This window comes from Comamonas sp. Z3 (genome assembly GCF_008121565.1).
Classification (GTDB): Bacteria; Pseudomonadota; Gammaproteobacteria; order Burkholderiales; family Burkholderiaceae_C; genus Comamonas; species Comamonas brasiliensis.
Map to the genome: position 1 here is coordinate 218,572 of NZ_VOQU01000003.1, position 12,333 is coordinate 230,904.

11 protein-coding genes are annotated in these 12,333 nt (G+C 63.4%); 3 read left to right on the forward strand and 8 right to left on the reverse strand.

Annotation, left to right across the window (positions count from 1 at the left end):
* Nucleotides 1-10 precede the first annotated feature (10 nt).
* A complete protein-coding gene (gene uvrA / locus FSY59_RS09555; protein ID WP_003060085.1) occupies nucleotides 11-3,079 on the forward strand; it encodes an excinuclease ABC subunit UvrA in 3,069 nt (1,022 codons plus the stop codon).
* Nucleotides 3,080-3,132: 53 nt separating this feature from the next.
* A complete protein-coding gene (locus tag FSY59_RS09560) occupies nucleotides 3,133-4,305 on the forward strand; it encodes an FAD-binding oxidoreductase (protein WP_148728875.1) in 1,173 nt (390 codons plus the stop codon).
* Between the two features lie 558 nt (nucleotides 4,306-4,863).
* On the opposite strand, the gene FSY59_RS09565 is transcribed toward FSY59_RS09560, so the two are convergent.
* The 3 genes from FSY59_RS09565 to pyrF form a co-directional block, all read right to left on the reverse strand.
* Nucleotides 4,864-5,847: a tripartite tricarboxylate transporter substrate binding protein gene (locus FSY59_RS09565; RefSeq protein ID WP_003060082.1), complete on the reverse strand. Its 984-nt coding sequence runs from the start codon at nucleotides 5,845-5,847 to the stop codon at nucleotides 4,864-4,866.
* A 204-nt stretch (nucleotides 5,848-6,051) separates the two neighbouring features.
* Nucleotides 6,052-6,960, reverse strand: a complete 909-nt coding sequence (locus tag FSY59_RS09570) for a LysR family transcriptional regulator (protein ID WP_003060079.1) — start codon at nucleotides 6,958-6,960, stop codon at nucleotides 6,052-6,054.
* Nucleotides 6,961-6,977: 17 nt separating this feature from the next.
* A complete protein-coding gene (gene pyrF, locus FSY59_RS09575; protein ID WP_003060077.1) occupies nucleotides 6,978-7,805 on the reverse strand; it encodes an orotidine-5'-phosphate decarboxylase in 828 nt (275 codons plus the stop codon).
* A gap of 218 nt (nucleotides 7,806-8,023) precedes the next feature.
* On the opposite strand from pyrF, the gene FSY59_RS09580 reads away from it, so the two are divergent.
* Nucleotides 8,024-8,908, forward strand: a complete 885-nt coding sequence (locus tag FSY59_RS09580) for a DMT family transporter (protein WP_003060075.1) — start codon at nucleotides 8,024-8,026, stop codon at nucleotides 8,906-8,908.
* Here FSY59_RS09580 and FSY59_RS09585 read toward each other — a convergent pair.
* The 5 genes from FSY59_RS09585 to sucD all read right to left on the reverse strand — a co-directional run bounded on the left by FSY59_RS09585 (nucleotide 8,905) and on the right by sucD (nucleotide 12,314).
* Nucleotides 8,905-9,474 carry a dihydrofolate reductase family protein gene (locus tag FSY59_RS09585; RefSeq protein WP_003060073.1) on the reverse strand — a complete coding sequence of 190 codons (570 nt, stop codon included), beginning with the start codon at nucleotides 9,472-9,474 and terminating at the stop codon, nucleotides 8,905-8,907. The two genes, FSY59_RS09580 and FSY59_RS09585, sit on opposite strands and share 4 nt — an antisense overlap.
* Before the next feature lie 89 nt (nucleotides 9,475-9,563).
* Nucleotides 9,564-10,004, reverse strand: a complete 441-nt coding sequence (locus tag FSY59_RS09590) for a PaaI family thioesterase (protein WP_003060072.1) — start codon at nucleotides 10,002-10,004, stop codon at nucleotides 9,564-9,566.
* On the reverse strand, nucleotides 10,004-10,438 hold the full coding sequence (locus tag FSY59_RS09595; RefSeq protein WP_003060070.1) for a MerR family transcriptional regulator: 435 nt from the start codon (nucleotides 10,436-10,438) through the stop codon (nucleotides 10,004-10,006). Before FSY59_RS09595 ends, FSY59_RS09590 begins: the two co-directional genes overlap by 1 nt.
* A 137-nt stretch (nucleotides 10,439-10,575) precedes the next feature.
* Nucleotides 10,576-11,268 (reverse strand): TerC family protein, encoded by a 693-nt coding sequence (locus tag FSY59_RS09600; RefSeq protein WP_148728876.1) that lies wholly within the window; start codon nucleotides 11,266-11,268, stop codon nucleotides 10,576-10,578.
* Nucleotides 11,269-11,414: 146 nt separating this feature from the next.
* A complete protein-coding gene (gene sucD / locus FSY59_RS09605; protein WP_003060065.1) occupies nucleotides 11,415-12,314 on the reverse strand; it encodes a succinate--CoA ligase subunit alpha in 900 nt (299 codons plus the stop codon).
* Nucleotides 12,315-12,333 lie beyond the last annotated feature (19 nt).

The window sequence follows — 12,333 nt, forward strand, 5'->3', positions numbered from 1 at the left end:
TGGAGCGCCCGTGTCCCTGAAGCCTGATTCGCCCTCTGAAGTCCATGATGACAGCCTCTATCTGGGCCGCTCTCTGGCTCAGACACGCATCGCCATTCGCGGCGCACGCACGCACAATCTCAAGAACATCGACCTGGACATTCCCCGCAACCAGCTGGTGGTAATCACCGGCCTGTCGGGCTCGGGCAAGTCCAGTCTGGCCTTCGACACCTTGTACGCCGAAGGCCAGCGTCGCTATGTGGAGAGCCTCTCGGCCTATGCACGCCAGTTTCTGGGCCGCCTGGACAAGCCCGATGTCGATCTGATCGAGGGCCTGTCACCGGCCATTTCCATCGAGCAGAAGGCCACCAGCCACAACCCGCGCTCCACCGTGGGCACGGTGACCGAGATCAACGACTACCTGCGCCTGCTCTACGCCCGTGCCGGCACCCCCTTCTGCCCCGACCACAATCTGCCGCTGCAGGCCCAGACCATCAGCCAGATGGTGGACAGCGTGCTGCAGCTGCCCGAAGACACCAGGCTGATGATCCTCGGCCCTCTGGCACGCGAGAAAAAGGGCGAGTTCGCCGAGCTTTTCGTGCAGCTCCAGGCCCAGGGCTATGTGCGCTTTCGCGTCGACGGGCAGATCTACGACGCCCAGTCCCTGCCCAAGCTGGAGAAGAACGAACGCCACAACATCGATGTGGTGATAGACCGCGTCAAGGTGCGCGAAGACATCAAGCAGCGCCTGGCCGAAAGCTTCGAGGCCGCCTTGCGCGCCGGCGGTGCCGATGCCGGCGGCCGTGTCATCGCGCTGGAGATGGACGGTGGCAAGGAACATCTGTTCAGCGCCAAGTTCGCCTGCCCCCTCTGCGACTACTCCCTGCCCGAGCTGGAGCCGCGCCTGTTCTCCTTCAACTCGCCCATGGGTGCCTGCCAGGCCTGCGATGGCCTGGGCAACAGCGAAGCCTTCGACCCCGACCGCGTCGTGCCCTTCCCGTCGCTGAGTCTGGCCAGCGGTGCCATCAAGGGCTGGGACAAGCGCAACAACTACTACTTCTCCATGCTGGAGAGCGTGGCCAAACACTATGGCGTGAGCACCGAGACGGCGTTCGAGGAGCTGCCTGAGAAGGTGCGCAACGTGATTCTCTTTGGCTCGGGCGACGAGTCCATGGAGTTCAACTATGTTTTCGAGAGCGGCGAACGCAAGGGCGAAGCCTTCATCAAGTCGCATCCGTTCGAAGGCATCATCCCCAATATTCAGCGCCGCTTTCGCGAGACCGAATCCCAGGTCGTGCGCGACGATCTGGCCAAGCTGCGCAGCGTTCGCAAATGCCCCGAGTGTGAAGGCACGCGCCTGCGCCGCGAAGCGCGCTTTGTGCGCGTGGGCGATGGCGAGCAGGCCCGCTCCATCTATGAAGTCAGCCATGCCACGCTGGCCGATGCACTGGGCTGGTTCAAGCAGCTGAGCATGGCCGGAGCCAAGGCCGAGATTGCGGACAAGATCGTGCGCGAGATCGCCTCGCGCCTGCTCTTCCTCAACGATGTGGGTCTCTCGTACCTGAGCCTGGACCGCAGCGCCGACACGCTCTCGGGTGGCGAAGCCCAGCGCATTCGCCTGGCGTCCCAGATCGGCTCCGGCCTGACGGGCGTGATGTATGTGCTGGACGAACCCTCCATCGGCCTGCACCAGCGCGACAACGACAAGCTGATTGCGACACTCGAGCACCTGCGTGATATCGGCAACAGCGTGATCGTGGTCGAACATGACGAAGACATGATGCGTGCTGCCGACCAGATCATCGACATGGGTCCGGGCGCCGGCGTGCATGGCGGCCGCATCATGGCCCAGGGCAGCTATGAGGACATCAAGGCCTGCCCCGATTCGCCCACTGGCCGCTATCTGAGCGGCGTACAAAGCATTCCCGTGCCGAGGCAGCGCACTGCCTGGCTGCCTGTGCTGCGCAAGGACAGTGAAGCCGAAGCCAGCCAAAGCGCATCGCGCTTTCCGGTCACGGCCGCGAAAAAGCGGGAGTCCGCGAGCAAGGTGCGCACCGACCTGCAGGCACTGACTGTGGAAGGCGCGCGCGGTCACAACCTCAGGAACGTGACCGTGGACTTCCCCGTCGGCCTGTTCACCTGCGTGACCGGCGTCTCGGGCTCGGGCAAATCCACCCTGGTCAACGATACGCTGTATGCCGAAGCAGCGCGCCAGATACACCGTGCAGGCACCGAGCCGGCTGCGCATGACGACATCGCAGGCATCGACTATTTCGACAAGGTCATCAACGTCGACCAGTCGCCCATCGGCCGCACGCCGCGCAGCAACCCGGCAACCTATACCGGCCTGTTCACGCCGATCCGCGAGCTGATGGCCGAAACCAATACCGCCAAGGAGCGCGGCTACGGCCCCGGGCGCTTCTCGTTCAATGTCTCGGGCGGCCGCTGCGAAGCCTGCCAGGGCGATGGCGTGGTCAAGGTGGAAATGCACTTTCTGCCCGATGTCTACGTGCCCTGCGACCTCTGCCACGGCCAGCGCTACAACCGCGAGACGCTGGAGGTGCAGTGGAAGGGCCGGAACATCTCGCAGATTCTGGAGATGACGGTCGAAGACGCACATGCCTTCTTCAAGGATGTGCCCAGCATTGCGCGCAAGCTGCAGACCCTGCTGGACGTGGGCCTGTCCTATATCCGGCTGGGCCAGAGCGCGACCACGCTGTCGGGCGGCGAGGCCCAGCGCGTCAAGCTCGCGCAGGAGCTGTCCAAGCGCGACACCGGCCGCACGCTTTACATACTCGACGAGCCCACCACCGGCCTGCACTTCGCCGATATTGCCCTGCTCCTGAAAGTGCTGCACCAGCTGCGCGATGCGGGCAACACCATCGTCGTGATCGAGCACAACCTCGACGTCATCAAGACCGCCGACTGGCTGATCGACATGGGCCCCGAGGGCGGCTCGGGCGGCGGCCAGGTCGTGGCCCAGGGCACGCCCGAAGACATCGCAGCCAACCCGGCCAGCGTGACGGGCCGCTACCTCAAGCCCTATCTGGACAAGGCCCCTGCCAGGTCCAAAGCCAAATCGTCCTCAAAACAAGACTGATCAAGCGCAACAAGCTATGCAAACCATAGCTTGTTGCACCGGGGAGAGAAACAATGCAGAAAGATATCTGGGATTTCGTCATCGTGGGCGCGGGCATGGCCGGAGCCTCCGCCGCCTGGCAGCTGGCGCAGTCGGGTGGCGAGAACCCGCCCTCGGTGCTGGTGCTGGAGCGCGAATCCCAGCCCGGCTATCACACCACCGGCCGCTCGGCAGCGCTGTTTGAAGAGCATTACGGTCCCGCCCAGGTTCAGGCCCTGACCCGTGCCAGCCGCGCCTTCTACGATGCGCCACCGGCCGGTTTTGCCGAAGCCCCCATCCTCACGCCGCGCGGCGTGCTCTATGTGGGCACGGCCGATCAGCGGGATCTGGTGGATGCTGCCTACGCCGAGGCCCAGGTTCACTCCCCCGATGCCCAGCGCCTGAGCGCCGCACAGCTCAAGACCCTGGTTCCCGTGCTCGACACCGAGGTGCTGGTGGACGGCTTTCTCGATACCGGTGCGCGTGACATCGATGTGCACGGCCTGCACCAGGGCTATATCCGCGGCCTGCGCCAGCGCGGCGGCGACCTGTGGTGCAACGCCGAGGTCCAGGCCATCACCCGGGTCAACGACTTCTGGCACATTGCCCTGCCCCAGGGCCGGAGCCTTCGTGCCAAGGTAATCGTCAACGCCGCCGGGGCCTGGGTAGATGTCGTGGCCGCCATGGTGGGAGCGGCTCCCATTGGCATCACCCCAAAACGCCGCAGCGCCTTCACCTTCCCTGTCCCCGAAGGCTTGGACGCCACGCTCTGGCCCGCCATCATCAGCGCCGATGAAAACTGGTACATCAAGCCCGACGCCGGCCAGCTGCTGGGCTCCCCCGCCAATGCAGATCCCGTGGCACCGCACGATGTCGTGCCCGAAGAGCTGGACATTGCCATCGGCATCCATCACATCGAGGAAGCCACCACGCTGCAAATCCGCCGCCCCTCGCATACCTGGGCCGGCCTGCGCAGCTTTGTCGCCGATGGCGAGCTGGTGATCGGCTGGGATGCCTCGCCCACGCCTGTGCCGGGCTTTTTCTGGGTCGCCGCCCAGGGCGGCTATGGCATCCAGAGCGCCGCCGGCTACAGCCTGCTGGCGCGCAATCTGCTGCTCGGGGAAACGCTGGATGCGGCGCTGGCCGCACAGAAGGTGAATGTGGGGGCAGTGTCGCCTGCGCGTTGTCAGCTGGCGACTCAGAATTGAGAGCTGGTTGCGCTTTGTGGGTCTGCGCCACAACCTGATTCTTGCTTTATTTCAGGACAGAGGCCGGGATTTCGCCCCGGCAGACGACCTACTTTCTTGTGCAAGAAAGTGGGCAAAGAGCTGCCCCCTGCTGCCCACATCCCCCCGGCTTCGCCTGCGGGATGTGGGCACGAGGGGCAATACCGGAGACAGGATAGCTCCGAGATAGATTTGATAGCTGCCACCGCAATTCATATAAGCGCTTGAGCCTGATTTCGCAACCAGTCTTGCAGGCTGTCCGCTCCCACCTGCCTGGCTGCGCCTGCGGCACGCGGTTTGCCCGAAGCAAAGCGCAGGGACGCAGACACTCGGGTCGCCTTTTCTTTGGGTATTTGCTTTCGGTCGGCGATCCGATGGCGAAGCAAAAGAAAGTACCTCGCCCGCCGGGGCGAGACCCGACCCTGTCAAAAAATCAGGCACGACACCGCAAAAGCCCAAACGCAAAAACGGCCTGCGCCCCGGAGGCACAAGCCGTTTTCCAACCTAGGCGACCTCAGGTCACCATCAGTCCAAGCAAGATCAGTTCTCGATATGCGCGAACTGAACAATCTTTGCGTACTTGGCAATTTCGGTGTTGATGTACTTGCCGGCATCCACCTTGGGATCGGCCACCACATTGCCGGTCTCTTCCATCTTCTTGCGGAACTCGGGCGATGCCATGGTTTCTTCCAGCGCCTTCTTCAGCTTGGCGGCGATAGGGGCGGGCAGGCCCTTGGGGGCCATCAGCGCAAACCAGCTGTTGATGTCCACGTTCTTGAACTGGGGCAGCTCGGACAGGGCAGGAATATCGGGGGTGATAGCCGAGCGCTTGGCTTCGGTCGTACCCAGGGCCACAACCTTGCCGGCCTTGATATGGGGCAGGCCCGAGGACAGCACGAACACGCCGAACTCGATGTTGTTGCCCACCAGGTCGGTGGTCAGCGGAGCCACGCCCTTGTAGGGCACATGGGTCATCTGCAGCTTGCCCTGCTCCTTGACCAGCTCGCCGGCCAGATGCAGCGCCGTGCCCACGCCGGAGCTGCCGTAGCTGAACTTGTCGGGGTTCTTGGACACCAGGCTCACGAACTCGGCCGCGTTCTTCACGCCGGCCTTGTGCGATGCGACCAGCACCATGGGCTGGGAACCCACCAGACCGATGGGAGTGAAGTCGCCAATGTTGTACTTCACGGCCTTGTTGATGAGCCTGGCAATGGCCAGCTCATTGTTGGCACCCACCATGATGGTGTAACCATCGGCGGGGGCCTTGGCCACTTTTTGCGCACCGATGGCGCCACCGGCGCCGCCCAGGTTTTCCACCACCACGGGCTGGCCCAGCTGCTTGGCCAGGCCGTCGGCCACCAGACGTCCCACCAGGTCGGTGCTGCCGCCGGCCGGGTAGCCCACGACCATGGTGATGGCCTTGCTGGGATAGTTGTCGGCGGCGATGGCAGGGACTGCCACGGCAGCGCCCAGCAGCAGGCCCGCAGCGATGGCGGTACGGCGGAGGATGTTTGTGTTCTGCATGAAACTATTCCGAATCTGTATGAGGCAATTGTCCGAATACGGAGAAAACCCTTCAGTGCCGATCTGGCACATTTCCGTGCCATTTCAGCACATCAAGGTGTTTTAGAGTAAATCGAGAGGTGCAACGCCGCCGAGAAGCCGATACCCGCTGTTGTTTTTCCAGCTTAAGCTGTGGCCGCAGGCAAAAAAGGAGTGACTGCTCAGTTACTGGCCGGTGATATCGGTCCAGAACTGCTCCGCAGCGGTGCTCAGCCGGCGTTTGGGCCGATAAAGCCGCACATCGAAATGCACGTCCAGACTGCCGTCGCCGGCCAGCGCCAGACGGCCGTCCTGGCAATCGCGCTGCACCATGGACCAGGGCATCCAGGCCACGCCCAGACCCTTGAGCACGTACTCGTAATTGGCATCCGCCGAATCGCATTCGATGCAGCGGCGCAGGCGCGGCCACAGAGGATGGCTGGCAAGATGGTCTTCGACCAGCCGCCCCAACGCCATGCTGTGCGAAAAAGCCAGATAAGGCATGGGGCTGGCACCGGGCAGCAGAGCCTGTGCCAGTGCGAACAAGGGCTTGCCTTCGGCATCGGCCCGGGCCACGGGCACCAGCTTGTCGCTCATCACCGTCAGATAGCTGAACTGGCGGCCATCCAGCCGCACGGCAATGGCGGCATGGTGGTAGAGCAGGGCAAAGCTGACCTCGCCGCGCTGCAATATGTGCACGGTTTCATCGAGTGTGCGGGTGACGATGCGCATCTCCGCCGTCTGCAGCACGCTGCCATAGCGCGCCAGCCAGTCGGCCACGATGGTGCGCGCCAGCGTGCGCCCCGTGGCCAGCGTGATTACATGGGCCTGCCGGCCGGCCACGGCCTGCAGCTCGTCATGCGACTGGGCCAGGGTGCGCACCATCTGCTCGGCGGTGTCGCGAAAGGCCTCGCCGGCCGCAGTGAGACGAACCGGCCCGCCGCCCGCCTCGATCAGCGGGGTTCCGGCCCACTCCTCCAGCGCACGGATGCGCCGGCCGAAAGCCGGATGGGTGACATGGCGCAGCTCCGCCGCGCGGGTGAAGCTGCGCTCCTGTGCCAGAAGCAGAAAGTCTTCCAGCCACTTGCTTTGCATGGCCAGAGCGCCCTGACTCAGCTCTGCGCTGCTGCCTGCAGCGTGGCGCGCGTGGCGATGGCTGCCGCGCGTGCGGCCTTGGCAAAGTCATCGCCCTGTCCCGCGTAGAGAATGGCGCGCGAGGAATTGATGATGATGGGCCCGCCGCCAATGCGGGCGGCCTTGACGGTAGCCACGGCATCGCCGCCCTGTGCACCCACGCCGGGAATCAGCAGCGGCAGTGTGGGAGCCACGGCACGCACGCGCTCGATCTCGCTGGGACGGGTTGCACCCACCACCAGTCCCAGCTGGCCATTGGTGTTCCACGGGCCCTGGGCCAGCTTGGCCACATGCTCGAACATATGTGGGTTGCCGGGCACATCGGCCAGGGTCTGGGCCTGCAGGTCGTCACCGCCGGGATTGGAGGTGCGGCACAGCAGGAAAGCGCCCTTGCCCTCGTACTTGAGATAGGGCGTGATGGAGTCGAAGCCCATGAAGGGCGAGAGGGTCACGGCATCGGCGCCATAGCGCTCGAAGGCTTCCTTGGCGTATTGCTCGGCGGTGGAGCCGATATCGCCACGCTTGGCGTCCAGAATCACGGGCACATGGGGCGCCACTCGGCGCATGTGCGCCATCAGCTTTTCGAGCTGGTCCTCGGCACGGTGGGCGGCGAAGTAAGCGATCTGGGGCTTGAAGCTGTTGACCAGATCATGGGTGGCATCGACGATAGCTGCGCAGAAGTCGTAGATCTTGGACGCATCGCCCTGCATGGCGCCAGGAAAGCGGCTGGGTTCAGGGTCCAGACCCACGCACAGCATGGAGTCATTGCGCGTGGACGCGTCGCGCAGCATGTCGATAAAAGTCATAAAGCGTGATTTTAATTGTTCGCCCCTTCCAAGCCTTGCCACAGGTTTTGCGCCAAGCCGCAAAACAGACGCACACACCAACTCAGTGACACCGAGGAAGCGCCGCCGCGCACCGACGGTGTCGTCCTCCTCCCCTAGCGCGCTGCGCGTACAGAGAGGGGGAAGGCGCGAAGCGCCACAGGGGGAGAAAATCATTCCGGGGGAGATAATCCAGCCCCATGCCTTCGTTCACGCCCAAACAGCTCATCCTCCTCGTCTTGCTCACCATCGTCTGGGGTCTGAACTGGCCGGTGATGAAGCTCGGCGTGCAGCATTTCCCGCCCCTGAGCTTCCGCATGGTCAGCATGTGGGTAGGGCTGCCCATTCTGGCCCTCTTCGTCGCCAGCAAGGGCTTGCCGCTGGCCATACCGCGCAGCTACTGGGGCCAGCTAGCCAAGCTCACGCTGTTCAACATGGTGCTCTGGCACTGCCTGATCATCATCGCCATCCCCACGCTGTCCAGCGGACGCGCGGCGATTCTGGGCTACACCATGCCCATCTTCTCGGCCGTGTTCGGCAGCCTGTTCTTCAGGGACAGGCTGGGCGTGCGCGCCTGGGCGGGCGTGGGTGCAGCCTTCGCCGGCGTACTGCTGCTGCTGTGGCATGAAGTCGGCGCTCTGGGCAGCAAGCCCCTGGGCGTGATGCTGATGCTGATTGCTGCCGCCGGCTGGGCCTGGGGAACGCAGTTGCTACGCCGCACCGAGGCGCCCGTACCGCTGATGACGCTGTCGCTGTGGATGGTGGCCATCACCACCGTGGTACTGACCGTGCTGGCCTTTGTTTTTGAGCGAAAACAATGGCATATGCCCGACCAGACTGCGCTGGCTGCTATCGCTTTCAATGGCATCCTGGTGCTGGGCTTCGCCCAGGCCGTGTGGTTCTATCTGGCCCGCAGCCTGCCGCCCGTGGCCTCCACGCTGAGCGTGATGATGATTCCGGTGCTTGGCGTGTTTGTGGGCGCCTGGTGGCTGGGCGAAGTCTTGCACTGGCAGGACTGGACTGCCGTCTGCCTGATGGTGGTGGCGATTGCCTCGGTGCTCTGGCCTGCCAAAAACAGTCGTTAATTCCCAGGCAGCTGCGTCTTGCACACGGTGTAGCGCAGCTCCGCCATGCCCGTGCCCATCTGCTGCACGGACTGCAGCTGCAGCACGGGACTCAGCAGCCGGCGCGGCAGCAGAGGCTTGCCCCGGCCCAGAGTGGCCGAACCGATCTGCACAATCACCTCGTCCAGCAGGCCCGCGTCATGGAACTGACCGGCCAGATCACCGCCGCCCACAATCCAGATGTTCCTGTCGCCGGCTGCAGCCCTCATGCTTGCCAGCACGGGCTGCACAGCGCCGCTGACAAAGCGCACATCGGCACCCTCTATCAACGGCAGCTGGCGGCTGGAGAACACCCAGGCAGGCTGCGCATAAGGCCAGGCTGCGCCAGTCTCCTGCTTCACTGCATCGGCGTTGCGGAGCATCCATTCATAGGTGGCCGAGCCCATGGCCAGCGCACCGACCTGCGCAATAAAGCCCGGATAGCTGGACTCCGTCAGGCTGCCCAGGGGAAACAGCCAGTCCAGGGAGTCGTCTTCGGTGGCGAGAAAGCCATCCAGGCTGGAAGCGGTGTAGTACTGGGTTTTCATGATGGTGCGTAGTTTGCCCCGGCGGCGCGGGCTCGGACCGCTGCAAACCTGCCGTCCGGGCAAAAAACCTCGGGCGCTGCCCCCAAAAGTCAGTCCTGGGATGCGGGAGCCAGATTCCGCGCCGTGGCCAGCATGGTTGCGCAAAGCAGCTCCCGGCCTTCGCGGCAGGAAAACACATCCGCCCGGGCCACTGTCAGCAGCTTGCTGGCCTGGATGACGCGGCCACGGGCCAGCAGGCTCGTGCCATCGGCCGCCGCCAGGTATTTGATGCTGCAGTCCACGGTGGCATTGAACCAGCCCGGCGGCAGCAGCGTCCCTGCGGCCGATACGGCAGCAAAGTCCGCGATGGCAAAGACGGGCGTGGCCTGCAACTGGCCGGGCCTGAAGCTCAGGCTTTCCTGATAGGGCAGGCAGAGATCGACCTCGCCTGGCCCTATGCGCTCGAAGCGCAGCTGCAGCATCTGCGCCACCGGCATGGAAAGCACCAGGGCCTGTACGTCACGGGCGAAATTCTCGTTCTGCGGTGTCATCACTCTCTCCTGCTCCTGCCGGATGAACCGGCCTCGTCACTGCCGCGCGCACGAACACGCGGAAATCCTGGCTTGACGGCTGGCTGCGGCTCACGCTCGCCAAACCATGCGATATGTGAAACCAAGTGCTTGCGCAGTGCGCGCCGCTGGGCAATCTCCGCATCCAGTTCGGCAATGCGCTCCTGCAGCCTGACAATCATCTGGGCCGCCGTCAGGGTCTTGCGACGATAGGCCGGCAGCACTTCGGCGATCTGCGCCAGGGAGAAACCACATTGCCGCGACATGGCGATGAATCGCAGCTCGCGGATCACGCTGTCATCGAACTCGCGGTAGCCGGAGGGGCGCCGGGCGGCGGCAATCAGGCCCAGACTCTCATAGTGACGAATGGCGTGCACGGACACACCCGACAGGCTGGCAAGTTCCGATATCTGCATGGCGACAAGGCTAACAAGCCTGGGGTTACACGAAGGTTGGAAGCCATGTTCACACAGTTTGTCGCCCACGCTGCGGCCATAAAAAAACGCACCGTGCTTCCACGGTGCGTTTTTTGGGGGTGAGCTTGTCGGGGCGATCAGGCCGCAGCGACTTCCTTCCTGGCAGAGCGTGCCTGCATGAACTTGCCCAGTCCGACCACCAGCACGGCGCCCGCTGCAGCGGCAGCATAGTGCAGCCAGGGGTGAGCCATGGAGTAGCCATGCAGCAGGTTGTCGTTGACGATGGTCTCGCCGCCCACCCAGCCAATCAGCGCCGCGCCCAGCGTGACGATGACGGGGAAACGCTCCATGAGCTTGATCATCAGCGTGGAGCCGAAAATCACCAGGGGAATGGAAATGGCCAGGCCCAGGATCAGCAGCACCATATTGCCCTGGGCAGTGGCGGCCACGGCAATCACGTTGTCCAGACTCATCACCAGGTCGGCGATCAGGATGGTGCGGATGGCAGTCATCATGGAGCCATGGCCCTTGGACTCGCCTTCGCCGTCTTCGTCGCCGGTCAGCAGCTGATAGCCGATCCACAGCAGCAGGCAGCCGCCCACGACTTGCAGGAAGGATAGTTCCAGCAGCTTGGCTGCCACCACGGTCAGCACGATACGCAGCACCACGGCGGCGCCGGAGCCGAACATGATGGCTTTCTTCTGCTGTTCAGGGGGAAGCGAGCGCGCGGCCAGTGCGATGACCACGGCGTTGTCGCCGGAGAGAATGATGTTGATCCAGATGATCTTCACCAGGCCGATCCAGAAATCGGCGCTATTGAGCATTTCCATGATGACTCCACTGTTTTGAATATGAAAGCGCCGCATTGCGCGGCGCTTTCTTTTAAGAGTGGAGCCAGTGTAGGACGCCAGGCCTATCCTTGTCAGTTCGTAATACTGCGTAAATTCAACGCCGCATCAGGAACTTTTGCAAGGACTTACTTCTTCAGCAGGCCTTGCAGCAGGCGGCCCATTTCGGAAGGGTTGCGGGTGATGGTGAAGCCGCACTCTTCCATGATGGCCAGCTTGGCGTCAGCCGTGTCGGCACCGCCGGAGATCAGGGCACCTGCGTGGCCCATGCGCTTGCCGGGAGGCGCAGTCACGCCGGCGATGAAGCCCACGATAGGCTTCTTCATGTTGGCCTTGCACCACTGGGCAGCTTCGGCTTCGTCGGGACCGCCGATTTCACCGATCATGATCACGGCATCGGTGTCGGGATCGTCGTTGAAAGCGCGCATCACGTCGATGTGCTTCAGGCCGTTGATGGGGTCGCCACCGATACCGACAGCGGAGGACTGGCCAATGCCCAGTTCGCTCAGCTGAGCCACGGCTTCGTAAGTCAGCGTACCGGAACGGGACACCACGCCCACGCGGCCCTTCTTGTGGATGTGACCGGGCATGATGCCGATCTTGATTTCGTCAGGCGTGATCAGACCGGGGCAGTTGGGGCCCAGCAGCAGAGTCTTCTTGCCGCCGGCAGCTTCCTTGGCCTTCATCTTGTTGCGCACTTCCAGCATGTCGCGAACGGGGATGCCTTCGGTGATGCAGATGGCCAGGTCCAGATCGGCTTCAACCGCTTCCCAGATGGCAGCAGCAGCGCCTGCGGGAGGCACGTAGATCACGGACACGGTAGCGCCGGTTTCCTTGGCAGCGTCCTTGACGGAACCAAAGATTGGGATGTCGAAAATCTTTTCGCCAGCCTTCTTGGGGTTCACGCCTGCCACGAAGCAGTTCTTGCCGTTCGCGTATTCCTGGCACTTTTCAGTGTGGAACTGACCGGTCTTGCCAGTAATGCCCTGGGTGATGACCTTGGTGTCTTTGTTGATAAAGATCGACATGTTTCTATCTCCGGGGCGT